At 73.1% G+C, this 25772-nt stretch carries 23 protein-coding genes; 13 read left to right on the top strand and 10 right to left on the bottom strand.

Annotated features, from left to right (window positions below; translation table 11 throughout):
- Positions 1-142 precede the first annotated feature (142 nt).
- Complete coding sequence (locus tag ACFVJX_RS30960; protein ID WP_384124557.1) at positions 143-1648, bottom strand: bifunctional phosphatase PAP2/diacylglycerol kinase family protein; 1506 nt, start codon at positions 1646-1648, stop codon at positions 143-145.
- A 261-nt stretch (positions 1649-1909) separates the two neighbouring features.
- Here ACFVJX_RS30960 and ACFVJX_RS30955 point away from each other — a divergent pair, with 261 nt between their 5' ends.
- Together ACFVJX_RS30955 and ACFVJX_RS30950 are read left to right on the top strand one after the other, a co-directional pair.
- Positions 1910-2683 (top strand): IclR family transcriptional regulator, encoded by a 774-nt coding sequence (locus tag ACFVJX_RS30955; RefSeq protein ID WP_384124555.1) that lies wholly within the window; start codon positions 1910-1912, stop codon positions 2681-2683.
- The gene (locus ACFVJX_RS30950) at positions 2680-3531 is read left to right on the top strand and encodes an SMP-30/gluconolactonase/LRE family protein (protein WP_384124553.1); all 852 of its coding nucleotides are present in this window, start codon (positions 2680-2682) and stop codon (positions 3529-3531) included. The genes ACFVJX_RS30955 and ACFVJX_RS30950 overlap by 4 nt, the downstream gene beginning before the upstream one ends.
- A 51-nt stretch (positions 3532-3582) precedes the next feature.
- Here ACFVJX_RS30950 and ACFVJX_RS30945 read toward each other — a convergent pair whose 3' ends face one another.
- The 3 genes from ACFVJX_RS30945 to ACFVJX_RS30935 all read right to left on the bottom strand — a co-directional run bounded on the left by ACFVJX_RS30945 (position 3583) and on the right by ACFVJX_RS30935 (position 6836).
- A complete protein-coding gene (locus ACFVJX_RS30945) occupies positions 3583-4566 on the bottom strand; it encodes a hypothetical protein (protein WP_384124551.1) in 984 nt (327 codons plus the stop codon).
- Positions 4567-4656: 90 nt separating this feature from the next.
- Positions 4657-5685 (bottom strand): zinc-binding dehydrogenase, encoded by a 1029-nt coding sequence (locus ACFVJX_RS30940; RefSeq protein ID WP_384124549.1) that lies wholly within the window; start codon positions 5683-5685, stop codon positions 4657-4659.
- On the bottom strand, positions 5682-6836 hold the full coding sequence (locus tag ACFVJX_RS30935) for a mandelate racemase/muconate lactonizing enzyme family protein (RefSeq protein ID WP_384124547.1): 1155 nt from the start codon (positions 6834-6836) through the stop codon (positions 5682-5684). The genes ACFVJX_RS30940 and ACFVJX_RS30935 overlap by 4 nt, the downstream gene beginning before the upstream one ends.
- Before the next feature lie 216 nt (positions 6837-7052).
- On the opposite strand from ACFVJX_RS30935, the gene ACFVJX_RS30930 reads away from it, so the two are divergent.
- Positions 7053-8318, top strand: coding sequence for an aminotransferase class I/II-fold pyridoxal phosphate-dependent enzyme (locus tag ACFVJX_RS30930; RefSeq protein WP_384124545.1), 1266 nt, complete (start codon positions 7053-7055; stop codon positions 8316-8318).
- Between the two features lie 31 nt (positions 8319-8349).
- On the opposite strand, the gene ACFVJX_RS30925 is transcribed toward ACFVJX_RS30930, so the two are convergent.
- Complete coding sequence (locus ACFVJX_RS30925; protein ID WP_384124543.1) at positions 8350-8970, bottom strand: DedA family protein; 621 nt, start codon at positions 8968-8970, stop codon at positions 8350-8352.
- Entirely contained in the window at positions 8967-9749 is a 783-nt protein-coding gene (locus ACFVJX_RS30920; protein WP_384124541.1) for an MBL fold metallo-hydrolase, read from the bottom strand. The genes ACFVJX_RS30925 and ACFVJX_RS30920 overlap by 4 nt, the downstream gene beginning before the upstream one ends.
- A gap of 165 nt (positions 9750-9914) precedes the next feature.
- On the opposite strand from ACFVJX_RS30920, the gene ACFVJX_RS30915 reads away from it, so the two are divergent.
- Positions 9915-10319 carry a hypothetical protein gene (locus ACFVJX_RS30915; protein ID WP_384124668.1) on the top strand — a complete coding sequence of 135 codons (405 nt, stop codon included), beginning with the start codon at positions 9915-9917 and terminating at the stop codon, positions 10317-10319.
- 127 nt (positions 10320-10446) lie between these two features.
- Positions 10447-12516, top strand: a complete 2070-nt coding sequence (locus tag ACFVJX_RS30910) for a phage holin family protein (RefSeq protein ID WP_384124539.1) — start codon at positions 10447-10449, stop codon at positions 12514-12516.
- A 24-nt stretch (positions 12517-12540) separates the two neighbouring features.
- On the opposite strand, the gene ACFVJX_RS30905 is transcribed toward ACFVJX_RS30910, so the two are convergent.
- The 3 genes from ACFVJX_RS30905 to ACFVJX_RS30895 form a co-directional block, all read right to left on the bottom strand.
- Complete coding sequence (locus tag ACFVJX_RS30905; protein ID WP_384124537.1) at positions 12541-13593, bottom strand: LacI family DNA-binding transcriptional regulator; 1053 nt, start codon at positions 13591-13593, stop codon at positions 12541-12543.
- Between the two features lie 75 nt (positions 13594-13668).
- Positions 13669-14268 (bottom strand): DUF305 domain-containing protein, encoded by a 600-nt coding sequence (locus tag ACFVJX_RS30900; RefSeq protein WP_384124535.1) that lies wholly within the window; start codon positions 14266-14268, stop codon positions 13669-13671.
- 93 nt (positions 14269-14361) lie between these two features.
- Positions 14362-15255, bottom strand: coding sequence for a DUF1996 domain-containing protein (locus ACFVJX_RS30895; RefSeq protein WP_384124666.1), 894 nt, complete (start codon positions 15253-15255; stop codon positions 14362-14364).
- Between the two features lie 325 nt (positions 15256-15580).
- On the opposite strand from ACFVJX_RS30895, the gene ligA reads away from it, so the two are divergent.
- The 5 genes from ligA to ACFVJX_RS30870 all read left to right on the top strand — a co-directional run bounded on the left by ligA (position 15581) and on the right by ACFVJX_RS30870 (position 22498).
- Entirely contained in the window at positions 15581-17686 is a 2106-nt protein-coding gene (ligA, locus tag ACFVJX_RS30890; RefSeq protein WP_384124533.1) for an NAD-dependent DNA ligase LigA, read from the top strand.
- A gap of 169 nt (positions 17687-17855) precedes the next feature.
- Positions 17856-18674, top strand: a complete 819-nt coding sequence (locus ACFVJX_RS30885) for a rod shape-determining protein MreC (RefSeq protein ID WP_384124531.1) — start codon at positions 17856-17858, stop codon at positions 18672-18674.
- Positions 18671-19285, top strand: a complete 615-nt coding sequence (locus tag ACFVJX_RS30880) for a hypothetical protein (protein ID WP_384124529.1) — start codon at positions 18671-18673, stop codon at positions 19283-19285. The genes ACFVJX_RS30885 and ACFVJX_RS30880 overlap by 4 nt, the downstream gene beginning before the upstream one ends.
- Before the next feature lie 32 nt (positions 19286-19317).
- Entirely contained in the window at positions 19318-21633 is a 2316-nt protein-coding gene (gene secD / locus ACFVJX_RS30875; protein WP_384124527.1) for a protein translocase subunit SecD, read from the top strand.
- A gap of 121 nt (positions 21634-21754) precedes the next feature.
- On the top strand, positions 21755-22498 hold the full coding sequence (locus ACFVJX_RS30870; protein WP_384124664.1) for a YoaK family protein: 744 nt from the start codon (positions 21755-21757) through the stop codon (positions 22496-22498).
- Positions 22499-22516: 18 nt separating this feature from the next.
- Here ACFVJX_RS30870 and ACFVJX_RS30865 read toward each other — a convergent pair whose 3' ends face one another.
- Entirely contained in the window at positions 22517-23323 is an 807-nt protein-coding gene (locus ACFVJX_RS30865; protein WP_384124525.1) for a helix-turn-helix domain-containing protein, read from the bottom strand.
- A gap of 51 nt (positions 23324-23374) precedes the next feature.
- On the opposite strand from ACFVJX_RS30865, the gene ACFVJX_RS30860 reads away from it, so the two are divergent.
- The 3 genes from ACFVJX_RS30860 (at position 23375) to ACFVJX_RS30850 (ending at position 25736) form a co-directional block, all read left to right on the top strand.
- Entirely contained in the window at positions 23375-23680 is a 306-nt protein-coding gene (locus ACFVJX_RS30860; protein ID WP_384124523.1) for a 4a-hydroxytetrahydrobiopterin dehydratase, read from the top strand.
- Positions 23681-23814: 134 nt separating this feature from the next.
- The gene (locus ACFVJX_RS30855; protein ID WP_384124521.1) at positions 23815-24786 is read left to right on the top strand and encodes a cupin domain-containing protein; all 972 of its coding nucleotides are present in this window, start codon (positions 23815-23817) and stop codon (positions 24784-24786) included.
- A 20-nt stretch (positions 24787-24806) separates the two neighbouring features.
- The gene (locus ACFVJX_RS30850; protein ID WP_384124519.1) at positions 24807-25736 is read left to right on the top strand and encodes a class I SAM-dependent methyltransferase; all 930 of its coding nucleotides are present in this window, start codon (positions 24807-24809) and stop codon (positions 25734-25736) included.
- The last annotated feature ends 36 nt before the right edge of the window (positions 25737-25772 follow it).

Here is a 25772-nt window from a genome sequence, read left to right as displayed (position 1 = left end):
GCACATAGCGGTGCCAGGATTCCCCGCGCCGCGGGGCCGCCCCCCCGGCGGCGGGCCGGGCCCCCGCCCCGCGCGGCACTGCGGCCCCGCGCGGGGCCGCCGGGGCGCCCCCCCCCCCCTGTTCGCCCCGCACGGGCGAATCTCACACCTGCATCGGGCAGTACACCGTCAGCGCCTCCGGCAGTTTGTCGATCAGCAACTCACGGTGGCTGTGCGCCACTTCGCCGTCGTACGCATACGGCGTCCCCGGTTTCAGGCCGGAGATCCGCACCCAGTGGCGCCGGACGGCAGCATGCATGGGGGAGCGGCTCAGCGGACCGGCGACCGCGGCCGCGAGCAGCCTCAGTCCCGGGGTCCGTCCGCCGTGCACCACCCTTATGTCCAGCAGCCCGTCCGCGAGGTTGTGGCGCCGGCCGGGCGCCGGCCCGACCCGCTGGAAGAGGCCGTTGCCGACGAACAGCAGCCACAGCGGCCTTCGCCGGCCCTGGAGTTCGGCCTCCAGCGGGCGCTCGCCGCGCAACACCTTCACGGCGGCCAGTACCCCGGCCGGCCAGCCGCCGATCCTGGGGGCCCAGTGCTCCCTGGTCCTCACCAGTTCCGGGTAGACGCCCAGGCTGAAGGCGTTCAGGAAGTATCCGTGCGCGCCCCCGGGCCCCTCGGGCCCCGGCCGGAAGCGGCCCAGGTCCACCCGGACCGCGTCGCCCGCGGCGAGCGCGGTGCAGACGTCGGCCACGCTCTCTATGCCCAGGTCGTACGCGAAGTGGTTCAGCGTCCCGCCGGGGAAGACGGCCAGCGGCACACCGTGCACCGAAGCCACCGCCGCGGCCTGGTTGACCGTGCCGTCACCGCCGCAGACGCCCAGCGCCCGGCCCCGTTCCGCCGCCTTCTCCAGCTCGGCGGAGAGCTCCTCGGGAGGACACTGCACCACCTCGGCGTTCGGCAGCGCGTCCCGGATCAGCGCGGACGTGGCCGTCGCCGTCCCGGACTGCTGGTTGACCACGACGACCAGGTCCTGGCCGTCGGGCAGCGCGGGTGCGTGGGCCGGGGGTCTGCCCGGTGCGGGCAGCTGCCCCCGGGTCGGTACGACGCCGCGCAGGGCGAACGCCGCGCCTACGCCCAGGACCGCCCCGGCCAGCACATCGCTCGGATAGTGGACGCCCGTGTAGACACGGGAGGCCGCCACGGACAGTGCTACGGGAGCGACGATCGCCCCCCAGCCCTTCGACTCGAGGGCCACCCCGGTGGCGAAGGCGGCGGCCGACGCGGCGTGCCCGGACGGAAAGGACGTGGTGAGCGGCTGGCGCTTCAGCTGCCGTATCACCGGTACCGCGTCCAGTATCGGACGCTCCCTGCGGACCGCCCCCTTGCCGACCGTGTTGATGGCGGCCGAGGCCACGGCCATCGACGCGATCCCGCGCAGTGCCGCCCGCCGCGCCCGGGCGCTGCCGCCGAACGCGGCCATGCCCGCCGCGGCGCCGGCCCACAGCAGTCCGTGATTGGCGCTGCGGCTGAGCCGGGGCAGCACGGGTCCGGCGGCCGGCCAGTGCCTCGCGGCCAGGTCCTGGAACAGGGCGAGATCGCATCGGTGCAGCAGGTTCCGCAGTCCGGCGGAGCCCGGCGGGCGTGAAGGGTTGCTCGGTGACGACATGGCACAGCGAATACCCTGCCCGGCCGCGTCGAACCAGCAGGCTCGCCCGAGCGGCACCGTGCGGCCGGAATGTCCGGGCCGCCGGGTGTCACCGCCTACACGCCATTCCTGGACAAAATGCAATAACCTCAACGAAACCTGATCGGGGCCGGGTGCCGGACATCACTCCGTCATTGCCCGGACAAGTCCGCCGCGCTTAGCCTGTGTTCGTGATGCCGGTCACTGGCCGGAATGTCGAACGCGAGAGGGTGGTGCACGACCATGGGGCGACTTGTCCCTGCGGTGACCAGGGCGCTGGACGTACTCGAACTCTTCCTCGACGGCGACGGTACGCTCTCCGCGCCCGAGGTGACCCGCAAGCTCCAGCTCCCCCGCACCACCGTCCACGAGCTGCTCACCACGCTGGCCGCCCGCTCGTACCTGGTCACCACCCCCGACCAGCCCGGCCGCTACCGCCTCGGCGTCCGCACCTACCAGCTCGGCAGCCGCTACGCCGAGCAGCTCGACCTCGCGGCCGAGGGCCGGCAGGTGGCCCAGCAGGTCGCCGAGACGTGCGGCGAGACCGTCCACGTGGCGATCCTGGAGGACACCGACGTCATCTACATCGCCAAGGTGGACTCCACCCACGCGGTACGGATGGTCTCGGCGGCCGGCCGCAAACTGCCCGCCCACTGCACGTCCGTCGGCAAGATGCTGCTGGCGGCCCTGCCCGACCGGGAGCTCGACGCCCGTCTCGACGGCCTCGAACTCACCGGCATGACACCGAACAGCATCACCGACGAGGCGCGGTTGCGTGCCGCGCTCGCCGTGGTGCGGGAGCGGGGGGTCGCGGTGGAGCACCGGGAGTCCAACCCCGATGTCAGCTGTGTGGCCGCGCCCGTGCGGGACCGGGCGGGCCGGGTGGTCGCCGCGCTCTCCATCTCCGTCCCCATGATCCGCTGGAGCGAGGAGCGCGAACAGGAGCTGGCGACCCTGGCCGCCGACGGCGCGGAGGCCCTCTCCGGCCGGCTCGGACACCACCGGAGGCCGCAGTGAGCCGTCCGCACCTCGACGTCGCCGTGCGCGAGCACGCCACCCTCGGCGAGGGCCCGACCTGGGACCCGGCCACCGGGCGGCTGATCTGGGTCGACATACTCTCCGCCCGTGTGCACACCTACGAACCGGCCACCGGACGGCGCACGGTCATGGCCACCGAACAGCACGTCGGCGCTGCCAAGCCGCGGACCGGCGGCGGTCTGGTCGTCAATCTGCGCGACGGAATAGGGCTCTACGACCCGGACGGCACCTTCCGCTGGCTGGTCCACGACGCGGAGCCGGGACGGCGCGGCAACGACGCGGCCGTGGCGCCGGACGGCGCGCTGTGGGCGGGCACCATGCGCTACGACGAGTCGGAGGTGGGCGGGAGCCTCACCAGGGTGGCACCCGACGGCACCGCCACGCGCGTGCTCCCCCTGGTGGCCTGCAGCAACGGCACCGGGTGGAGCCCGGACGGCCGGCGGATGTACTACGTCGACACCCCGACCCGCCGGATCGACGTCTTCGACGTGGACGGCGAACAGGTCCTGGGCCGCCGCCCGTTCGCCACCGTGGAGGAGGGTGCCGGCTTCCCCGACGGTCTGACGGTCGACGCCGAGGGGGCCGTCTGGGTCGTCCTGTGGGACGGGGCCGCGCTGCGCCGCTACACGGCGGACGGCGCGCTGGACCGCGTCGTCGCGCTGCCGGTCCGGCGGCCCACCGCCTGCGCCTTCGGCGGCCCGGACCTGCGCGATCTGTACGTCTCCACGGCGCGCGTGGGCCTCGACGCCCCGCACCCGCTCGCCGGTTCACTGCTGGTCCTGCCGGATGCCGGCCGCGGCGTGCCCGGTACGGCCTTCGCGGGCTGAGCGGACCGGCGTCGCCGGGCGGTCCTGACGCACGGCCCGCCCGGCGACCGCTCACCGCACCGGGAAGCGGCGCAGCGTGCCGGGCAGCCGGGAGCCCAGGGGCGACATGTTCCCGTCGGCGCCGTGCCGGGCCAGCAGGTCCAGGACGAGCCGGCCGCGCCGGACCCGTTCGCGCGCCGTCTCCAGGGCGACATCGCGCAGATGCGCGCCGTACGGGTAGATGCCGGGCGCCCTGGACAGCCCGAACTTCAGGTAGAGCGGGGCGCCGCGCCGGATCAGCTCCGCCGCCTCGTACATCCGCACATAGCCGCCGAGGTCGTCCGGTGCCTCGATGTACAGGTCCATCGGCGCCGCCGACACCCGCCGGATCTCCGTGAAGTGAGCGAGCGTCAGGTCGGAGGGGATGTTGACCGAGTCCGCGCCGAGCTGTTCGTGGACGGCGTAGGACGCCGGGTTGACCGGGCCGATCAGGGCCGACACCTTGAACGTCGTATCGGCGGGCAGTACCCCTCGCACACGCAGCCTGTGCAGGGTCCAGAGCACCCCTTCGTCGGCGACGAGCAGGCATTTCACGCCGAGTTCGCAGGCGCGCAGGGCATCCTCGACGCAGCCGGCCAGGGCATCGTGACCGCGGGCCCGCAGCCCGGCCCCGCCCGAATCGGAACGGAACGAGGCGCCGGTGTCCCAGCTGCCGCGCGGGCCGGTGAACAGGCAGAGCTCGATGCCGCGTTCGGCGCAGCCTTCGGCCATCTCGGTGATCTCGGCGTCGCTGAGCATCCAGATGCCGCTGCCCTGGCTGATCCGGTGGACGGGCACATCGAGCCGCGCGCTCTCCTTCAGGACGACGGAGAGCGCCTCGGGTCCCTCCACCGAGGGGACCTCGGTCCGCCAGCTGCCACCGTCGGGGAAGGAGTGCGGGGAGGCGTCGGCCGGGTCCGTGGCCGGGGCGCCGAGGCCGAGCGCGGTGAGCGCGGGCTCACCCGGTCGCCGGACGCCGGGGCGGGAGCCGGTCGGGGCGGGGGAAGCGGAGGTCATGAGCGACCTTTCGTGTTCGGTGGGTCGGACGAGGTTCGGGAAGCAGGGGATGCGGGGGCCGGCCGCCCGCGGTGGGTCGCGCGACAGCCCTCAGGGACGCATCAGCACCTTGCCCGTTCCCCGGCCGCCGCCCCCGACCAGCGCCACGGCGTCAGCGAACCGTTCCAGCGGGAACTCGTGCGTGATCAGCGCGGCCGGATCGAGCAGCCCGGCAGTGAACGCCCGTACCGCGTAGGACCAGGACGCGGACGACGCCCCGAACACACTGCGCAGGGTGAGCTGGCTCAGCGACAGATGCACGGGGTCGATGCCGGCGGCACCCGGGGTGAACATCCCCGTGAGCACGACCCGGCCGCCGCGCCGTGCGAGCAGGCAGGCGTCGGCTGCGGTCGTCGGGGCCCCCGCCGTCTCCACCACCAGGTCGTACCGGCCGCGCATCTCGGCGGCCTCACCGGGTGTCAGGGCCTCGCTCGCCCCGAACGCCAGTGCCTGGGCGGCGCGTTCGTCCCTCGGGTCGATCACCGTCAACTCGCCGGGCGACACCGCGGCGAGCAGTTGCACCGCGAGCAGACCGAGTGTGCCGGCGCCCACCACCGCGACTCTTTCCCCGGGTTCGGGCGTCCCCGCGCGTACCGCGGCCGCGACCACGGCCGCGGGTTCGAGCAGCGCCGCCGCGCGCAGGTCCGCGTCGTCGGCCAGCGGGTGCAACAGCCTGGCGGGCACCACGACATGGTCGGCGAACGCGCCGGGCCGGGTGAACCCCGTCTCGTCGTACCCGGCGGTGCAGAGCGAGGTCTCGCCGTCGCGGCACCGCTCGCAGCTCCCGCAGGAGCGGAACCCCTCCGCGACCGTACGGCGGCCGGCCAGGGCCGGATCCACGCCCGCGCCCACGGCCTCGACCACCCCGGACCACTCGTGCCCCGGCACCACCGGGTAGCGCACGTAGTGCGGGTCGCGGTGGCCGTCGTAGACCTCCCGGTCGCTCATGCAGATCCCGGCCGCGGCGACCCGCACCCGGACCTCCCCGGGTCCGGGCTCCGGGACCGGGCCCCCGGTCAGCCGGTGCTCACCCGGCCGGTCGATCGTGATCGCCCGTGAGCGGGCGGGTCCCTCGTTCACTTGGGCTGCCTCTTCTCCCAGCCGTCGGCCCAGAGGTCGAACCGCGCCTGCTGCTGCGGGAATTCGGCCGCGGCATCCACATCCAGCTCCACTCCGAGGCCGGGTGCGTCGGAGAGTTCGAAGCAGCCGGTCGCGGGGTCGACCTGCGGGGCGCCCTTGACGACCTTCTTGATGTCGGCGTCCGCGAAGTCATTGAAGTGCTCAAGAATCTTGAAGTTGGGTGTACAGCCCGCCAGTTGGAGACTGGCCGCCGTCAGTACCGAACCGCCCACGTTGTGCGGTGCGATCAGCGTGTAGTGGGTCTCGGCGGTCGCCGCGAGTTTCCGTGCCTCCAGGATGCCGCCGATGTGGCCGACGTCCGGCTGGATGATGTCGGCGGCCTGCGACTCGAACAGCTCACGGAACTCGATGCGGTCGTGGATCCGCTCACCCGTCGCGATCGGCATATCGACCTTGCCCGCCACCTTGGCGAGCGCCTTGAGGTTCTCCGGCGGCACCGGCTCCTCCAGCCAGGCAGGCCGGAACGGGGCCATCTCGTGCGCGATCCGCACCGCGGTCGAGGGGCTGAACCTGCCGTGCATCTCCAGCATCAGCTCGGTGTCCGGCCCGATCGCGTCCCGGACCGCCTCGATTAGCGACACCGAGTAGCGGGTCTCCTCCTGGCCCAGCTCGAAGTGGCCGGTGCCGAACGGGTCGATCTTCAGCGCCCGGTAGCCGCGCGCCACGACCGCGGACGCCGCCTTGTGGTACGCCTCCGGGGTGCGTTCGGTGGTGTACCAGCCATTGGCGTACGCCTTGACCCGGTCGGTGACCTTCCCGCCGAGCAGCTGCCAGACCGGCACGCCGAGCGCCTTGCCCTTGATGTCCCAGCAGGCCGTCTCGATCACCGCGATGCCCGACATCACGATCTCACCGGCCCGCCCGTAGTCGCCGTACTTCATCCGGCGTACCAGGTCCTCCACGGCGAACGGGTCCGAACCCGCGATGTGGTTGGCCTCCGCCTCGCGCAGATAGCCGATCAGCGCATCGGTGCGGCCGAGCATCCGGGTCTCACCCACACCGGTGAGACCCTCATCGGTGCGCACCTGCACATAGGTGAGGTTGCGCCAGGGTGTTCCGACCACATGTGTGCTGATTCCGGTGATGCGCACGGCAGTTGCCCCTCGACTTGTTCGATATTTCGGCACTCGTTCGAAATCCTGGCGTGACCGTAATGACGCGGCGGGGCGAGTGTCAATGGTGCCGTCACAGCGGGTGCGGTTCCCCTTCCCGCCGGGCGCCCCGCTCCATTCCCTCGTATAAAGGGGCGGACACGTCAACGGGACGGACACGGCCCGGGTGACCGAGCGGCGGCGAAGGAGGCCCGGATGGGCCGGGAGCGGACCGGGCGTCAGGGACGCGGGCGGGCCGGGCGTGGTGCCCCCGGGATCCGGGAGGACCGCGGGCCCGTACGGTACGGACCGCCCGCGCCCGGCCCCGGACTGCCGGTCCTGCCCGAACTGGCCGACGTGCTGGCGGCCGCGGCCCGAAGCGGTGTGCCCGAGCCGGCCGGCGGCTCGGCGGCCCTGCGCGAGGCCGCCTGCGCCTACTGGGACCGGCGCGGACTGCACTGCGGTCCCGAACACGTCGCAGCCGCTCCGGGCACCTCCTCGCTGCTCCTCGCCCTGATCGCGGCACACGGCGGGGACGTGCTGATGCCGCGTCCCTGCCCCGCCGCCTGGATCCCGCAGGCCCGGCTGCTGGGCAGGCCCGCCTACCACGTGCCGACCCCCGCCGAGTGCGGCGGCGTGCCCGATCCGTACGCACTGCTGGAGACCGTGCGCAGAGTGCGGGCCGAGGGCGGCAGGCCCCGGCTGCTGCTGATCTCCGTCGTCGACGACCCCACCGCCACCGTCGCCCCGCCGGAACTCGTACGCGAGGCCTGCGAGGCCGCCGTCGGCGAGGGACTGCACATCGTCAGCGACGAGACCTGGCGCGACACCCTGCACCGGCCGCACGACACGGTGCTGCTCAGTCCCGCCGAGATGTGCCCCGACGACGTGACGGTGATCGCCGACCTGGCCGGCGCGCTGACCCCGTCCGCCTGGCCGGTGGCGGTCGCCCGCTTCCCGGACACCGGCCGGGCAGCCGTCCGGCACGCCCGTACGCTCGACATCCTCACCGCGCTCGGCGCCTTCGTCGCCGGCCCGGTGGCGGCGGCCGCCGCGCACGCGCTGCGCGAACCGGACGCCGTCACGGAGCGGGTCCGCCGGGCCGCCGCCATACAGGCCGAGGTCGCCGCCGCCGCCCATCACGCGGTACTCGCCTCCGGCGCGCTGGCCCGGCCCCCGCAGGCCGGCCGCCACCTCTACGCGGACCTCGGCCCCCTCAGGTCAAGGCTCGCCGCACGCGGCGTCACGGACTCGCTGGAGCTGGAGGAGTACCTCACACAGCGGCTCGGAGCCCCGGTCCCCGGCGGCCACCGCTTCGGCGACGAGCTCGGCGCGCTGCGGGTGCGCCTGGGCACCGGCCCCCTGCTCGGCTCGACCCCACAGCAGCAGACGGAGTCACTGACCGCCGCGGAACCCCTCGGACTGCCGCACGTCGCGGCGGCCCTCGGCACCTTCCGGGCAGCACTCGACGAACTGCGCTGACCTGGTCCGGGCGATCGTCGCCCCCGGCCGCTCAGCCGGCGAACCGCGCCCGCATCCGGCGCCACACCGCAGGCGCCCCGCTGATCAGCAGAGTCAGACCGACCGCCGCGACCACGCCCTGCCACGGCTCGGGGAAGAGCGAGCCGCCCAGAACGCCGATCAGCTGATAGGTCGCGGCCCAGGCCAGGCAGGCCGGTACATCCCCACGGGCGAACCGCCGCAGCGGCATCCGGCCCAGCAGACACGCCAGCATCACCGGGATCCGCCCGGCGGGCACCAGCCGGGACAGCACCAGCACCATCGCGCCGTGCTCGTCCAGCTTGTGCTGCGCCTGCGCGAGCCGCTCCGGCGCAGCCCGGTCGCTGATCGTCCGCAGCCACTTGGAACCGTTCTTCGACCGCACCCCGCGCTTCCCCAGCCAGTACAGGGATATGTCGCCGAGGAACGCCGCGCCCGACGCCACCGCGAAGACGTACAGCAGCGCGAAGGGCGACGACTGGTGGAACGCCACCACCGCCGCCGAGCTCACCAGCGCACCCGTCGGCACCACCGGCACCAGCGCACCCAGCGCCACCAGCAGGAACAGGGACGGATAGCCGACCGCCTGCTGCGTCGACTCCGGGGGCAGCCGGCTCACCACCTCGTGGATCACTCGCCGGCCTCCGGCCGTACGTGCTCGCCGTGCTCCAGCCGGTGCACCGCCACCTCAGGCGCCAGCAGCGCCGCCTTGCGGACGAACTCGACACCCGGCGAATGGAACTCGTGCGGCCTGACCCCGTCCATCCCGATCGGCCAGTACGTGCCGTAGTGCACCGGCACCGCCGAACGCGGCGACAGCAGCGCCAGCGCCTCGGCGGCGCGCCCCGCGTCGAGATGGCTGTGACCCAGATAGGGGCCCCAGCCACCCACCGGCAGCAGCGCCACGTCCACCGGGCCGACCGCCTTCGCCATGTCGTCGAACAGCCCGGTGTCCCCGGCGAAGTAGGTGCGCGCAGCACCCTCGACGACATAACCCAGCGCGGGGGAGCGGTGCGGGCCCACCGGCAGCCGCCGGCCGTCGTGGAGCGCCGGGACCGCGCGGATCAGCACGTCCCCGACACGCACCTCGTCACCGGCCGCGACCTCGGTGATCCGCAGCCCGCGCATCCGGCGCAGCAGCCGCAGTCCCGGGACCGCCCGGACCGCCCCCGCCGGCACGATCAGCCGGCCGCCCGGGGCGATGCGGGCCAGCGACGGCAGATGCAGATGGTCGGAGTGCAGGTGCGAGATGAGGACGACATCGGCGACAGCCGCCGCTGGGCCCGGCAGCTCGCCGCGGCGGCGGCGCAGATGCGCGAGGCGCCGCACGAAGAGGGGGTCGGTCAGGACCCGGACCCCGGAGTCCTCGATCGTGCAGGTGGCATGACCCCACCAGGTGACTTCCACCGGCACGCGCCGCCTCCTGTTCCCCGGACCTGCCGTCGAGCCTAAGGGCTGTCCCGCGATCCCCGGTGGTCGCACCTGCTCCCGTGCGCCCCCTCCTGTCCTGACATGCGCCTTCTTGCGCGGGAATCGGGAGAGTAGGGTCGGGGAACGCCTAGCACGGGGGGAATGACCATGGGTGACGTACGGGTGGCGGCCATCGCCAGTCTCACACCGCTGGAGGAGCTCGACAGCGACCCGTTCCTCGTGGACACCCGCAGCCAGCACGACATGTGCGCCCGCTGGGCCGCCGACAAGGGGTACGTCGTCACCCGGCAGCTGCGGCTGTACGGACTGCGCCCCGACCACCACGCCCTCTGGGCCGACATCGAGGGTGGCGCGGTCGAACTCTTCGTCGCACCCAACGACCGGGTGCTCGCACGGGCCGTCGCCTCGGTACCGGGGTTCACCGAGGAGTGCGAGCGGCGCGGCGTGCGTCTGGAGATCGCCGGTCTCGACGAGCCGCACTACAGCGCCCGGACGAAAGCCGGCGTGCACCGCAGGCTCTCCATGCCCACCGCCGGTTACGACGGCTGCTGACCGGGCTCGTCGGCGGACCGGCGGCCCCGCTGTGAAAAGCTGGGGCCGGGCCCGGAACGGCAGGGCCCGGACGTGAGGTGGCAGCGGCGTGGGTGACGGGCGATGGCGAACAGCCGGCAGCGCCCTGATGCGAGTGATTGTGGTGTGGGCGGTCTCGACGCTCACGATGCTTGCGCTCGCCGGGATCCTGCCGGACTTCCAGCTCCAGTCCGACGACGGCGACAGCGTCACCAAGACCGCGTTCACCGCGGCGTGGGGCGCGGGCGCGTTCGGTCTGCTCTCCGCACTGGTCTGGCCGGTGCTGGTACGGGCCCTGCTCATCGTGCCGGCCCTGGTCCTCGGGATGCTGGTCTTCTTCCTCAACGGTTCACTGCTGCTGATCGCGCTGCGGCTCATCCCGGACGGGCGCGGCGCGGCCGACCCGCAGACGGCGGTCGTCGTCGCGGCCGTGATGTCCGCCGTCGCCTCGGCGACCTCCACCGCGCTCGCCGTCCGTGACGACAACGCCTACCGCCGCAGGCTCTCCCGCCTCGCGGACCGTCGCCGCCGCCGCAGCGGCAGGGCCGACGGCACGGACGGGGGCCCGCCAGGCACCGTCTTCATCCAGCTCGACGGGGTCGGCCACGACGTCCTCGCGCAGGCCGCGGCCGACGGCCTGATGCCTACCGTCGCGCGCTGGCTGGCCGACGAGGCCGGCCACCGGCTCACCCCGTGGCGCACCGACTGGTCCAGCCAGACCGGTGCCAGCCAGCTCGGCATCCTGCACGGCAGCAATCACGACGTCCCCGCCTTCCGCTGGTACGAGAAGGAGACCGGCGACATCATGGTCTCCAGCAGACCCGCCAGCGCCCTCGAACTGCAGCGCCGCGCCGTCGCACGCACGCACGACGGCGGACTCCTCACCCTCGACGGGGCCAGCCGCGGCAACCTCTTCAGCGGTGGCGCCGACCAGCTCGCACTCGTCCTTTCGACGACCGCCAGACGTGGCAAGGGCCGCCGCTCCCGGGCCGGCTACTTCGCCTACTTCTCCGACCCGGCGAACGCCGTCCGTACCGCGCTGTCGTTCGTCGCCGAGGTCGGCCGGGAGATCGGGCAGTCGACCCGGGCCCGCGTCCGCAAGGAGACCCCCCGGATCAAGCGCGGCGGGCTCTACCCCTTCATCCGGGCCTTCGCGACCGTCGTCGAGCGCGATGTGGTGGTCGCCGCCGTCATGGGGGACATGTTCGCCGGACGGACCGCGGTCTACGCCGACCTGGTCGCCTACGACGAGGTCGCCCACCACTCGGGCCCGCGGAGCCGGGACGCGGAGAAGGTCCTCGCCCGGCTCGACCGCTCCCTCGCCCTGATCGTCAAGGTCGTCGAGCACACCCCGCGCAGCTACCGGATCGTGCTCCTGTCCGACCACGGCCAGAGCCCGGGGGAGACCTTCGCGGGCGTGTACGGGCTGACGCTGAAGGACCTGGTGCGGGCGGGCAGCGGGCTGCCGGTGCCGCGCCGGGCCCAACGCACTCGGAGCGGTTCCGAGGCCCGTGACGCGGTACGGATCGCGCTCCACCGGCCGGTCGACGCGGACCGGCAGGAGAACCTCTCGAAACCCTCCGACCCGGTCGTCCTCGCCTCCGGCAACCTCGGCCTGATCTCCTTCCCCGACATCAAGGGGCGCGCCTCGCTGGAACAGCTCGACCGCCGCCACCCCGCCCTGCTCAGCACCCTGGCCAACCACCCCGGGATCGGCTTCCTGCTGGTGCGCAGCGAGAGCCACGGATCGGTGGTGCTGGGGCACGGCGGCGTCCGGATCCCGGTGGCCGAACTGCGCGACGGAGAAGGACCGCTGGCCCCCTTCGGCGCGGGTGCGGCGGCGGCGGTCCGGCGCACCGACACCTTCCCGCACGTGGCCGATGTGATGGTCAACTCTATGTACGACCCGCTGGCCGGCACCGTGCACGCCTTCGAGGAGCAGATCGGTTCGCACGGGGGCCTGGGCGGCGAACAGTCCCGGCCCTTCCTGCTCTGGCCGCGCGGCATGACGGACCCGCTCGAAGCTGCGGCCGTCGGGGGCGGGGAGCGGCCGGCCGAACTGGTCGGCGCGGAAACCGTGCACCGGGTCCTGAGACGCTGGCTGCGCGAGGTCTCCGGGCCGCAGGTGCCGGTGGGGCGGAGGGACGGGGAGAGCGAGGGATCCGGCGCGCGGGGCTGACCGCCCGGGCCCGCGGCGCTCGCGTCAGGCCGACTGCCGTCGAACCAGGGTCGGGTGGAAGATCACCGACGGCACCGGCACACCCGGCTGCCCGATCTGCTTCAGCAGCAGCTCGGCCATGGCCGCGGACATCTCCTCCACCGGCTGCCGGACCGTGGTCAGCGGCGGATCGCAGGCCGTGGCGGCGCTGCTGTCGTCGAACCCCACCAGGGCGATGTCCCCGGGAATGTCCTTGCCGGCCCGCAGCAGCACCGGAAGCGCTCCCAGCGCCATCAGGTCCGACGCGATGAACACCGCGTCCAGGTCCGGACGGTCGCTCAGCAGCCTCCGCATCGCCGCCGCGCCGCCCGCATGCGTGAAGTCCCCCTCGGCCGTCGCCACGTCCCGCACGCCGTGCAGCGCCAGCGCGTCCAGAAAGCCCGCGAGCCGCGCCTGTCCGGCCGGCATGTCCTGCGGGCCCGACACCGTGCCGATCCGGCGGCGGCCGATCGCGGCCAGGTGGTCGGCGGCCAGCTGGGCCCCGGCCCGCTGGTCGGCCTCGACGTAGGTGAGCGGAGTGGGCCGGCGCGGCTGCCCGGCGAGCACGGCCGGCAGCCGGGTGCTGTGCAGCAGCCCCGGCAGGGGGTCATCGGCGTGCGAGGAGATCAGCACCACCCCGTCGACGTGGCCGTGGCGCAGATAGGAGAGCAACTGGTCACGGGAGGACCGGTCGTCGGCCAGCATCAGCACCAGCTGGATGCCGGCCGGGCGCAGGACCTCGAGCAGCCCGCTGACCACCCGCCCGAAGTACGGATCGGAGAACATCCGCCCGATGAACGGCTCGGAGACGGGGCGCCGCTCCCGCTCGGAGACGACCAGTGCCACCGAGTCGGTGCGCCGGGTCACCAGCGAACGGGCCGCACGGTTGGGCACGTAACCCGTGGCGTCGACCGCCTCTTCGACCATCCGCCGCAGTGCCGGGTCCACGGTCGTGGCACCGTTGATCACGCGCGAGACCGTGGCCCGTGACACTCCCGCCACACCGGCCACGTCCTCCAGGGTGGCGGGACGAGCGGGCAGCGGTACATCGGCAGTCATGCAGTCTTTATACCGGGTGGTACGACCGGTCCGGAAACAGGTGCGCGGACCCGCGTGGTACGTCGACCGGGGGCATCAGCCGGCGTCACCGGGCGGGACCGGAAGCCGGTCGAGCTCGGCGAGTTCGGCCTTGCGGGCCGTGACCAGGGCCGTGGCGATCCGCTTGGCGTCGGGCCTGGTCCCGGCCTCGGTCTCGGAGTGCGACACCTGGGCGGACTGGCGCAGATGGTCACGGATGAGCGCCGTGACGAGGCGGTCGAACGCACCGCCCCCGACGGTGCGGGCCCGGTCGAGATCGCGCCGCGTCACCATCCCCGGCATGTCATGGCCCTCGTGCACATTCGTGTCCGGCAGCCCCATCCGGGCCAGCAGCGGTCGCAGCCGGGTGAGTTCGGCGTTCTGCGCGGCACGGAGCCCGGCCGCCCAGCGCCGCACCCGGGGGTCGCCGGAACGCTGTCCGGCGAGCGTAAGCAGCGCCACGGCCTGTTCGTTCATCGGGGTCATCAGCTGGGCCCAGGCGGCGTCCGTCGGATCGGCCGGAGCCGATGCCGGGGCGCCGGCGGGTGCGGCGGCCGAACGGGAGGGGGAGGCGGGGCTCCGGGCGCCGTCCTGGGCGGCGCACCCGGTCAGGAGGAGGAGCAGGGACAGTGCCGCGGTGCTGCGGGCCGCCTTCATGACGAGGTCCTCGGGGGAAGGCCCGCCCGGGGCATGCGGCCCCGGGCGGGCATCGGACGGACAACGGCCGTTCTGCCGGAGGGCGGTGGCCGGTCAGGGGGTGCCGTCGGCCCCGCACTTCACGATGGCGTTGATGCAGTCGCGGACCCGCTGGGCCATCTCGTCCTCGGGCCACACGTTGAAGAAGTCGCCGTGCATGGTGTAGCCGGGGCCGGACGCCAGCCGGAACCGGGACGGATCGCCGTTGACCGGGTAGCGGAGCACCTGACGGAGCTTGGGCACCGGCACCGGGTGGGTCGACGGGCACTCGCCCCCGACCGGATAGGCCATGTGGCTCTTGTGGTCGGCCGAGTCGAGGTCGGTGCCGTTCCAGCACTGGGGGAAGTCCAGATACGACTCCAGCATCCCGTCCGCCGGGCAGTTCACGAAGTCGTGGGACGGGTTGACCTCGCCGTGGTGCAGGCACGACCAGCGCGAGATGGTGTTGTCGTCGGGGCCGGTGGCCTTCGCGTTCCCCGCGACGATGCGCAGTCCGCGGGGGAAGGGCTGGATCCGCTGGATGACGTCGTCCCGGACGCCTTCGCCCAGGTAGTAGAACGTGGTGCCGGTGGGTTCGACCTCCTTGTCCCCGTCGTACAGCGTCGGTACCCAGTAGGACGACAGGTCGATGTCGGGTGAGCAACTGCTCCTGGCCTGCTCCAGCGAGGCGAGGTCGGAGTTGCCGTTCGTCGAGTCGTTGCCGAAGAAGCTGTGCATGTGCGAGGCCCCGGGCAGGCCGGGGAAGACGATCGGGTCGTCGGGTGCCCGGTGGGTGTACGGGCATTCGGCGAGGAACTCGGCCACCCGGACGACGTCGGCGGCGGCCCTGGGGGCCGGTGCGGCGTTCGCGTCCGGACCGGCGGACGCGTTGCCGGTGGTGGCCTGGAGGAAGGACAGGGCGAGCGCGGCGGCGACGAGCCCCGCCGTACGGTACCGCCGGGGCGGCATGGATCTGCGGTGGCTGCGGTCGCCGGTGCGATGACGGAAGAAGAGCACGGCACTCCTGTTCGGAGGAATTGGGGGTTCCTGGATCGTGCGAGAGAGCGCTCTCTCAAAGGAACGTAAAAGTGTGCCCTGGTCATGTCAATAGAGTGCGCAGGGGCTCAACTCCCTGCTGTTTGAACGTAGTTCATACGTCTCTGAGCTGGGAGAGCGCTCTCTCGCGTGTGGTTTCCGTGGAAGCCGTCACATATGGGGTCGGGCGGCGGCCGGATGGTGCCGCGCGGCGGCGGTACGGCTCGGTCCGGGGCCGCTGTCAGTGGTGGACGGCAGGATGGAGGGCATGACGAACTCAGCTGTTGTGCTCGCCGATACCGCTGCCTACGCCGCCGCGGTCGAGGAGGCGTCACAGGCCGCCGCCGCGTACTACGCCACGGGCGAGAGCACGCTCGACGACGACGCGTACGACCGGCTGGCGCGCGGGATCGCCGCGTACGAGGAGGCCCATCCGCAGGATGTGCTGGCCGACTCGCCGACCGGCAAGGTGGCGGGCGGCACCGCCGTCGGGGATGTGCCGCACACCGTGCCGATGCTCTCCCTGGACAACGTCTTCTCGGCGGAGCAGTTCGCCACCTGGACCGCCTCGCTGGAGCGCCGGATCGGCCGGCCGGTCACCGCCTGGAGCGTCGAGCCGAAGCTGGACGGGCTCGCGGTCGCCGCCCGATACCGTGCCGGCCGGCTGGAGCGGTTGATCACCCGTGGAGACGGCACGGCCGGTGAGGACGTCTCGCACGCGATCGGCACCGTCATCGGGCTTCCCGAAGAGCTCGCCGAGCCGGTCACCATCGAGGTGCGCGGCGAGATACTGATGACGACCGAGCAGTTCGAGCAGGCCAACACGGTCCGCACCGAACACGGCGGCGCCCCCTTCGCCAACGCGCGCAACGGCGCGGCGGGCACCCTGCGCGCCAAGGACCGTCCCTACACGGTGGAGATGACGTTCTTCGCCTACGGCGCCCTGCCCCTGCCCGAGTCGGGCGAGCTGACCGGCACCCTGGCCGAACTGCCCCACAGCGACGTCCTGCGCCGGGTCGCGGAGCTCGGCGTACACACCGCGGCGGACACGGACGTGGCGCCGCGCACCCTCACCGCCGTCGAGGACGTCCAGGTGCGGGTCGAGGAGATCGCCGCGCTGCGCGCCTCGTTGCCCTTCGGGATCGACGGCATCGTCATCAAGGCCGACCTCGCAGCCGACCAGCGCGACGCCGGCTCCGGCACCCGGGCGCCGCGTTGGGCCATCGCGTACAAGCTGCCGGCTGTCGAGAAGGTCACCCGGCTCCTGGGTGTCGAGTGGAATGTGGGCCGGACGGGCATCATCGCGCCACGAGCGGTCCTGGAGCCGGTCGAGATCGACGGATCGACGGTCGGCTACGCCACGTTGCACAACCCGGCCGACATCACCCGCCGCGATCTGCGCCTGGGCGACCACGTGATGGTCTACAAGGCGGGCGACATCATTCCCCGTATCGAGGCGCCCGTCGCCCATCTGCGGACGGGTGAGGAGCAGCCGGTCGTCTTCCCCGAGGCGTGCCCGCAGTGCGGTTCGGAGATCGACACCAGCGAGCAGCGCTGGCGCTGCGTCCGGGGCCGGAACTGCCGCCTCGTCGCCTCCATCTCGTACGCGGCGGGGCGCGACCAGCTCGATATCGAGGGCCTCGGTTCGACCCGGGTCGTCCAGCTCGTCGACGCCGGGCTGGTCGCCGACTTCGCCGATCTGTTCACCCTGGAGCGCGGCCGGCTGCTCGAACTGGAACGGATGGGCGACACCAGTACCGACAATCTGCTGGCCGCGATCGACGCCGCACGCACCCAGCCGCTCTCCCGGGTGTTCTGTGCCCTGGGCGTGCGTGGCACCGGGCGCTCGATGTCGCGCCGGATAGCCAGGTACTTCGCCGACATGGACCGGGTCAGGGCCGCCGACGCCGAGACGCTCCAACTGGTCGACGGGATCGGCAAGGAGAAGGCCGCGGGCGTCGTCGCGGAGCTGGTGGAGCTGGCCCCGCTGATCGAGAAGCTGGTCGCCGCCGGGGTCAACATGACGGAGCCGGGAGCGACGCCGCCCCCGGAGCCGGGCGAGACGGCCGACGGCGAGACCGCCGACGGTGAGGGCGCGGACGGCCGGCCACTGGAGGGAATGACGGTCGTGGTCACCGGGGCCATGACGGGCGCACTGGAGAAGCTCTCGCGCAACGAGATGAACGAGCTGATCGAGCGGGCCGGCGGGAAGGCGTCCTCCAGCGTCTCCAAGCGCACCACGCTGCTCGTGGCCGGCGAGAAGGCCGGTTCGAAGCGGGCCAAGGCGGAGGATCTCGGGGTCCGGATCGCCGCCCCCGAGGAGTTCGCCGAACTGGTTGAGGGGTTCCTGCTGTCCGAGGTGTGAGGGGTTCGACGTCGACCCAGACGCCGAACCCAGACGTCGACCCTTCGATTTTGCGCGGGAGTGGCTTTCTTTGCCTTCCTATTGCATAGTGAGGGCTCGGCCATGCCTCGCTATCAGCGGGTCAATGGGTGTGTGAACGGCTGCGACAGCGGGCCGGGGGTGAGGGGCGATGCGTTCTTTGCGCGACGGAAGGCGGCACGTCGGCTCCGGTCACCGGCAGCACAGGGGAGCGACACGGGGGCTCGCGCTCGACCTCGGCAGCTCCCGGACCCGCGCCTGGATCCCCGGCCAGGGCGTCGTCGCCGACACCGGCACCGACCCGGGCGGTGAGTACGCCCAGGGCAGTCCTGTCCGGCGCGGACGCATCGTCGACACCGAGTCCTGCGGCCGGATGCTCGGCCGTATCGCCGATACGGCGCTGGGCGCCGACCGCAGCGACACGGTGATCGTCCTCAGCCACCCCGTGCTCGCCGGCCCCGAACACCGCGCCGCGGCACGGGAGATCCTGGCCTCGCTCGGCCCGTCGGGCGTCATCGTCCTGGACAGCGCCAGGGCCGCCGCCGCATACGCCGGACCGCAGGACGGCGGCCCGCTGCTCGTCGTCGACCTCGGCGCCGAACTGACCGAGGCCACGCTCCTGGTGGACGGGCAGGTCCGCGACGCACGCCTGGCCGAGACGGGGCTCAGTGATCTGGAGCCCGGTGACCCGCCCACCGCCGTCGTCCAGGCCGTCCTGGACATGATCATGGCGATGTGGCGGCAGGACCGGCACGGCGCGGTGCTCGGAGCCCTGCGCAAGGGCCCGCTGCTCGCCGGAGGCGGTGCGTTGCGCCCGGACGTCACCAACCGGATAGCGATCCGCCTCGGTGTGCCGGTCCGTCTCTCGGACGACCCGGCGACCACGGTCGTGCGCGGGGCCGGGCTGCTCCTCAGCTCCGTGCTCCGCCACGCCTCCGCCGCCCCGGCCCTGCCCGGCCGGGCAGGGTGACCGGCCGCCCGGGGGCGCCCCGGGTCGACGCGTACCCGGGCGAGCGGCCGGACGCCCCGGCGCACCGCCGACACCCGGCCGGGGCACGCCAGTTCCTCGCCGCGCTGCTCCTTGCCGTCCTCGCCGTCGCAGGCGGCGCGCCCGCGGCGGCCGGGGCGGGGCTGCCCACACGGTCCACGGCCGCCGCGACGTCTGTCGCCGGTGACCCGGCCGGGGCCCGCCCGCCCGGCCGGGACCTCGGCCGCAGCCACCGCGCGAACGCCCGCTCCGCGCCCGGTGCCCACCACGTCCCGCGTACCCGTGCCACCGCCGAGGATCCGCGACCGGGCCCCGTGACCGCGCCCGAGCCGTGGGCCGCCGCCGAACATCCCCGTAGCCCCCAGCACCTCCCGCCGCCCGGCCCGGGCGCCCCGCTCCCGCGCCCGCCCGGCATCCTGCCGCCGCACCCCGTCCCCGGTTGCGCCCCGGCCGCACCCACGGCCGCCGCCGACCGCTTCCGCGCCGCGCTCCCCGGCGTACGCGGGCCTCCGCACACGGCCGTTCACCTGCCGTGGGACCCGTCACCGCTCCGGTCGCCGGTCCCGTCCCGCACCCCTGCCGCGGCACCCTGACCGAGGGGCCCGGCGCCCCTCGGAGGAGACCCATGACTCGCGCCACCACGGTGCGGGCGGTTCTGGCTGTGGCCGTATCGCTCGTCGCCGTGCTCATCACGCTGACCATGTCCCCCAGGCTCGGCCTCGATCTCCAGGGCGGCACCAGAATGGTGTTGCAGGCCAAGGACTCCGGCACCGCGAAGGCGGACCGCGAGAGCACCGACCGCACCCTGGAGGTACTGCGCAAACGCATCGACTCGCTCGGCGTCACGGAACCGACCCTGACCCGTTCCGGCGAGGACCGGATCATCGTCGAACTTCCGGACGTCCAGGACCCGCGCAAGGCCGCCGAGGTCATCGGCCGAACCGCCCAGCTGACCTTCCACGCGGTCCAGGGCGCCGGTACCCCCGCTGACCCGGACGCCCCCGCTGCCCGGCACACCACGGACGGGCTGACGCTCCCCGACGAGCAGGGCAACAACCTGGCGCTCGGCCCCGTCGCGCTCTCCGGCGCAGGCGTCAAGGACGCCTCCGCGTCGTTCGACGCCCAGCAGGGCGCCGGCTGGTCCGTCTCCCTCGACTTCCACAAGGACGCCGGTCGCGACTGGACCCGGCTGACCGGGGAGGCCGCCTGCCACCCCGTCCAGGACGAGCGGCGCCGGGTAGCGATCGTCCTGGACGACAAGGTGATCTCCTCGCCGCAGGTCTCACCGACCGTCGGCTGCGGCACCGGACTGCCCTCCGGCTCCACCCAGATCACCGGCTCCTTCAGCGCCGACGAGGCCCGCGAGCTCGCCCTGCTGATCCAGGGCGGCGCACTGCCCGTGCCGGTCGAGATCGTCGAACAGCGGACCGTCGGCCCGACGCTCGGCGCCGACGCCATCGATGCCAGCGCCCGTGCCGCCCTCATCGGCGCCGCGGCCACGGCCCTGTTCATCACCGTCGTCTACCGGCTCTTCGGCGCGCTCGCCGCCGTCGCACTCGGCGCCTACGGAGTGATCTCGTACGCGGCGCTCGTCGCGCTCGGCGTCACTCTCACCCTGCCCGGACTCGCGGGCTTCGTCCTCGCCATCGGCATGGCGGTCGACGCCAACGTGCTGGTGTTCGAACGGGCCAGGGAGGAACACACACAGCATCCGGGCCGCTCCCTGCGCACCTCGCTGACCGCCGGCTTCCGGCACGCCTGGAGCGCCGTCGCCGACTCCAACGTCACGACACTGATCGCGGCGGGGCTGCTGTTCTTCCTCGGCTCGGGCCCGGTCAAGGGCTTCGGCGTCACGCTCGGCATCGGCGTCCTGGCATCGATGTTCTCCGCACTGGTCATCGCCCGCGCCCTCACCGAGATCGCCGCGGGTTCCCGCTTCGTCAGCGACTACCGGGGCGTCAACGGCGTCACCGGCCCCGGCCGGGTGCGGACCTGGCTCAACCGCCGTGATCCGCAGCTGATGCGCTCCCCCCGCCGCTGGCTGCTGGTCTCCGCGGTGCTGATCGCCCTGGCGGTCTCCGGAATCCTGGTACGCGGAGTCAACCTCGGCGTCGAGTTCACCGGCGGCCGCCTCGTCGAGTACGCGACCAGCCGGCCCGTCGACGTGGAGAGCGCCCGTACCGCGCTGGCCGGAGCGGGCTTCGCCGACGCCGAGGTCACCACGGCCGGCGCGGGCGACATCTCGGTCCGGACCGGGGAACTCGACAACACCGGCGAGCACGCGCTGCGCGCCGCCCTGGCCGAGGAGGGCGGAGAGACCACCAAGGTCCGGGACGAGCTCATCGGCCCCAGCCTGGGTGACGAACTGCGGCGCAACGCCCTGATCGCGCTGGCCATCGCCGTCCTCGTCCAACTGGCCTATCTGGCGATCCGGTTCCGCTGGACGTTCGCGGTGGCCTCGGTCGGGGCGCTGGTCCACGACGTGATCATTCTGGTCGGCGCCTTCGCCTGGCTGGGACGGACCGTGGACGGGATCTTCCTGGCGGCGCTCCTCACCGTCATCGGATACTCCGTCAACGACTCGGTGGTGGTCTTCGACCGTGTCAGGGAACTCTGGGCGAAGGCCCGCAGGGAGCCCCTGGACGCGGTGGCGAACCGGGCCGTCCTGCAGACCGTACCCAGAACCCTCAACACCGGTATGGGCGCACTGTTCATCCTCACCGCGCTGGCCGTACTGGGCGGTGACTCGCTGGCGGACTTCGCCCTCGCCCTGCTGATCGGCATCGTCGTCGGGACGTACTCGTCGGTCATGACGGCGGTCCCGGCCGCACTCCTCCTGGAGCGCGGCAGCAAGGCGCCGCCGCCCGTCCGTAAACGCGCCCCGCGCACCGGGCCGGGGGCCGGGCGCCGGGACCCGCTCGACAACGGGGCCCGCGTGTAGCCCATCGGCGGTACGTCGCCCCCGCGCCGGCCGGAGCGGGGGCGACACGCGTCGGTCGTGGTAATCGGGCCGGTCACAACGGCACAATCCTGGTCAACCACCCCATGATCGGAGCGTGCCCGTGCCTGTCGTGCTGCGTGAGGCGTGGACGACCCTCGTACCGGACATGAACGACCGGCACGGACCGCTGCCGCCGCTGATGCTCGCCCTGACCGTCGTCACGGGGCTGGTCGACGCCGTCAGCTATCTCGAACTCGGCAGGGTCTTCGTGGCGAACATGACCGGGAACGTGGTCTTCTCCGGCTTCGCGTTCGCCGGGGCCCCGGGATTCTCCCTCGCCGCCTCGCTGGTCGCACTCGGCGCGTTCGCGGCCGGGGCACTGGCCGGTGGCCTGATCGTCCACCACTCCCACGCCCACCGCGGCCGCATGCTGCTGCACGCGATGTACGTCGAGACCCTGTGCGTACTGGCCGCCCTGATCGTCACGCTGATCTCCGGCAGCCCGTACGACGGCGGCGTGCGCTTCGTACTCGTGGTTCTGCTCGCCCTCGGCCTGGGCGGGCAGAACGCGGTCTCGCGGGCGCTCGCCGTACCCGACCTCACCACGACCGTGCTGACCCTGACGATCACCGGCATCGCCTCCGACGGCAGGCTCGCCGGGGGCGGCGGCAGCAGGGCCGGCCGCCGGATCCTTTCGGCCTCCGCCATGCTGATCGGCGCACTCGTCGGCGCCGTGGCCGTGCTGCACGGACACCCGACGCTCCCACTGGTCCTGGCCGTCGCGATCCTCGCGCTGGTGTGCCTGGCCGCGCGGGTCCTGGCGCGGGCGGACGGCCCGTGGACCCAGCCCGTCGTCAAGAAATGAGAGGCGGGGCGGGCGGACTCAGGGCGCGAGTGAGCGCAGATACGTCGCGGTGGCCTGGTCGGCGGGCAGGAACGTCTCGATGGCGAGCTCCGAGACCGTCACGTCCATCGGAGTGTTGAACGTGGCGATGGAGGCGATGAACGAGAGCAGCCGGCCATCCTGCTCGATCAGCAGCGGCAGCGCGAACGGCACCGACGACGAGGGTTCGTCCCACTCCCCGCCGTCGGCCCTCGGCCCCACCGGATAGCCCGCGACCTCCTCGTACAGCTCCCGCAGCTCCGCCGAACGGACCAGCGCGATCTGACGCTCCATCTGCGCCAGCAGATCTGCCCGCCACTCCCGCAGATTGTGGATCCGGGGGGCCAGCCCCTCCGGGTGCAGGGTGAGCCGCATCGCGTTGAGCGGCGGGGCCAGCAGATGGTCCGCGACCCCGGCCGTCAGCCGCACGATCCCCTGGTTGGCCGCCACCACGTTGTACGTGCCGTCCACGACGAGCGCCGGATACGGGTCGTACCCCTGGAGCAGCCGGTCCATCCCCTCACGCAGTGCGCCCATCGCGGGATCGTCGAGGGCGGTCTCCGTGTAGCGCGGGGCGTAACCGGCGACCACCAGCAGGGCGTTGCGCTCCCGCACCGGCACGTTCAGGTGCTCCGCCAGCCGAAGGACCATCTCCTCGCTGGGGCGCGAGCGGCCCGTCTCGATGAAGGAGATGTGCCGGGCCGAGGAGTCCGCCCGCAGCGCCAGTTCCAGCTGGCTGATCCGGCTCCGCTCCCGCCAGCTGCGCAGCAGCGGCCCTACCCCCGTGTCAAGCGCGACAGTCGTCATACCGAGACCGTAACGTCACGGGCACCGACCACGAGCGAGGGAGCCCGACGTATGCCCGCCGCACCGCTGCCGCCGGACGAGATCGAGAACGGGCTGCGCGAACTGCCCGGCTGGACGCTGGAGGGGGACCGGATCACCTGCACCTACCGGCTCCCGTCGCACTTCGCCGCCGCCGGGCTCACCGTCCATGTGGCCCAGATCCAGGACGAGCTGAACCACCACTGCGACCTGACACTCGGCTACGACACCGTCGCGCTCTCGGTGAACTCCCACGACGCGGGCGGGAAGGTCACCGAGAAGGACCTGGCCCTCGCAGCGAGGGTGGCGGCCGTCGCCCCGGGACACGGGGCGCAGTAGGGCAGGGGCGACGGCGAGCCCGAGCGTGGCCGGAGCCTCATGGCCTCCGTCATGGTCGAAGGCCCGCCGGACGGCCCCGCCCGTTCCGTCCCCGAGCCGCTCAGCTCCCTGCGCGAACGTCTACGCTGCCGGTCATGGACGCACTCGCCGGACTCCTGGACGGGCCGCGGGCCAGGGGGGCCTTCCTGCTGCGGATGGTGATGGAACCGCCGTGGTCCGTACGGATCGAGGACCGGGCGCCGCTCTGCCTGATGTCGATGACCGAGGGGGAGGCCTGGATCGTTCCGCCCGAAGGCGCCGAACCCGTGCTGCTGCGCCCAGGCGACCTCGCCGTCGCACGCGGTCCGGAGCCGTACACCGTCGCGGACCGGCCCGGCACCCTCCCGCAGACCCGGATCGGACCGGGCGGCATCTGTACCACCCTGCGCGGCGAACCTCTGTCCCGGTCCATGCGGTTGGGCGTGCGCACCTGGGGCAACTCCCCGGACGGCGCGGCGACCATGCTCGTCGGCACCTATCTGCTGGACGGCGAGATCAGCAGACGGCTCCTGGACGCCCTGCCCCCGCTGCTCCTCCTGCCGTCCGGCGGCGGGCCCAGCCCGCTGCTGACACTCCTGGACGGCGAGATCGCCCGGGACGAGCCGGGGCAGAGCGTGGTGCTGGACCGGCTGCTCGATCTCCTGCTGATCGACGCGCTGCGCACCTGGTTCTCCCGGCCCGGGGCCGAGGCGCCCGCCTGGTACCGGGCCATGGGGGACCCCGTCGTCGGCCGGGCGCTGCGGCTCCTCCAGGACGAGCCGGCCCACCCCTGGACGGTCGCGGCCCTGGCGGAACGGGCCGGGGTCTCGCGGGCCGGGCTCGCGCGGCGTTTCACCGAGCTGGTGGGGGAGCCCCCGATGACGTATCTGACCGGCTGGCGCCTGGCCGTCGCGGCCGATCTGCTGCGGGAGACGGACGCGACGGTGGAGGCGGTGGCCCGGAAGGTCGGCTACAGCCAGGCCTTCGCCTTCAGTACCGCCTTCAAACGGGTCCGCGGTATCGGCCCGCAGGACTACCGCAACGGCGGTGTCTTGCCGGATCGGCAAGAAGATTTGCCCGTGGGCTGATGGGTGGTGAGGCTGTTCCCATGAGCAACGACACCGGTCACGGTCATCATCACGACAGCGGGCACGGCCACCGCCAGGACAGCGGGCACGGCCACCACCACGACCCGGCCGATCTCGACTGGGACGTCATGGGGCCGCTGCTGGAGCAGAACGCCGAACTCAGCAGCGGGCAGTACACCGAAGCGGCCGGCTGGATCGCCGGCCTGCCCGGCGCCCCGGAGGTCCGCCGGGTGCTGGACATCGGCAGCGGTCCGGGTGTCATCGCCTGCCTGCTCGCCGAGGCGTTCCCGCAGGCGGAGATCGTCGCCGTCGACGGAACCCCGGCCCTGCTGGAGCGCACCCGCGACCGTGCGCGACGGCTCGGACTCGGTGACCGCGTCACCACCCTGCACGCCGACCTCCCCGCGGAGCTGGAACGGGCGGGGGAGGCGGATCTGATCTGGGCGGGCAACGCCCTGCACCACATGGGCGACCAGCGTGCCGCGCTGGCCGGATTCGCCGCGCTGCTGCGCCCCGGCGGCACCGTCGCGCTCGTCGAGGGCGGCCTGCAACCGCGCCGGCTCCCGCGCGACCTCGGCTTCGGCCGGCCCGGTCTGGAGGGGAGGCTCGACGTGATCCAGGCCGAGGGCTTCGAGCGGATGCGGGCGGAACTGCCCGGCAGCAAGCGGGAGACCGAGGACTGGGCGGCCCTGTTCACCGCGGTCGGTCTCGCCCCGCAGGGCACCCGCAGCTTCCTGCTCGACCTGCCCGCACCCCTCACCGATGTGGCACGGGACCATGTCGTGGCCGAGTTCGACCGCTTCCGCGCGGGCCTCGGTGAGCGGCTCGACGCCGACGACAGGGCGACGCTCGACCGGCTGCTCGATCCCGGGGACCCGGCGGGACTGCACCGGCGCAATGACACCTTCCTGCTGATGGCGCGTACGTTCCATCTCGGCCGCAAGGCCTGAGCGCCGCCGCTTCGACGGAGCGGAGCGGACCGCCGC

It is taken from the genome of Streptomyces sp. NPDC127177, assembly GCF_042672475.1.
In the GTDB taxonomy this organism is placed as follows: Bacteria; Actinomycetota; Actinomycetes; order Streptomycetales; family Streptomycetaceae; genus Streptomyces.
The sequence above is the reverse complement of the archived record's forward strand: the minus strand, read 5'-3'. Positions and strand labels throughout refer to the sequence as shown.

Bases quoted from the DNA above. Each gene is read 5' to 3' on its own strand.
- ACFVJX_RS30960 (WP_384124557.1), bottom strand. From the start codon at position 1,648: ATGTCGTCACCGAGCAACCCTTCACGCCCGCCGGGCTCCGCCGGACTG.
- ACFVJX_RS30955 (WP_384124555.1), top strand. From the start codon at position 1,910: ATGGGGCGACTTGTCCCTGCGGTGACCAGGGCGCTGGACGTACTCGAA.
- ACFVJX_RS30945 (WP_384124551.1), bottom strand. From the start codon at position 4,566: ATGACCTCCGCTTCCCCCGCCCCGACCGGCTCCCGCCCCGGCGTCCGG.
- ACFVJX_RS30930 (WP_384124545.1), top strand. From the start codon at position 7,053: ATGGGCCGGGAGCGGACCGGGCGTCAGGGACGCGGGCGGGCCGGGCGT.
- ACFVJX_RS30915 (WP_384124668.1), top strand. From the start codon at position 9,915: ATGGGTGACGTACGGGTGGCGGCCATCGCCAGTCTCACACCGCTGGAG.
- ACFVJX_RS30910 (WP_384124539.1), top strand. From the start codon at position 10,447: ATGCGAGTGATTGTGGTGTGGGCGGTCTCGACGCTCACGATGCTTGCG.
- ACFVJX_RS30905 (WP_384124537.1), bottom strand. From the start codon at position 13,593: ATGACTGCCGATGTACCGCTGCCCGCTCGTCCCGCCACCCTGGAGGAC.
- ACFVJX_RS30900 (WP_384124535.1), bottom strand. From the start codon at position 14,268: ATGAAGGCGGCCCGCAGCACCGCGGCACTGTCCCTGCTCCTCCTCCTG.
- ACFVJX_RS30895 (WP_384124666.1), bottom strand. From the start codon at position 15,255: ATGCCGCCCCGGCGGTACCGTACGGCGGGGCTCGTCGCCGCCGCGCTC.
- ligA (WP_384124533.1), top strand. From the start codon at position 15,581: ATGGAGGGCATGACGAACTCAGCTGTTGTGCTCGCCGATACCGCTGCC.
- ACFVJX_RS30885 (WP_384124531.1), top strand. From the start codon at position 17,856: ATGCGTTCTTTGCGCGACGGAAGGCGGCACGTCGGCTCCGGTCACCGG.
- secD (WP_384124527.1), top strand. From the start codon at position 19,318: ATGACTCGCGCCACCACGGTGCGGGCGGTTCTGGCTGTGGCCGTATCG.
- ACFVJX_RS30865 (WP_384124525.1), bottom strand. From the start codon at position 23,323: ATGACGACTGTCGCGCTTGACACGGGGGTAGGGCCGCTGCTGCGCAGC.
- ACFVJX_RS30860 (WP_384124523.1), top strand. From the start codon at position 23,375: ATGCCCGCCGCACCGCTGCCGCCGGACGAGATCGAGAACGGGCTGCGC.
- ACFVJX_RS30855 (WP_384124521.1), top strand. From the start codon at position 23,815: ATGGACGCACTCGCCGGACTCCTGGACGGGCCGCGGGCCAGGGGGGCC.
- ACFVJX_RS30850 (WP_384124519.1), top strand. From the start codon at position 24,807: ATGAGCAACGACACCGGTCACGGTCATCATCACGACAGCGGGCACGGC.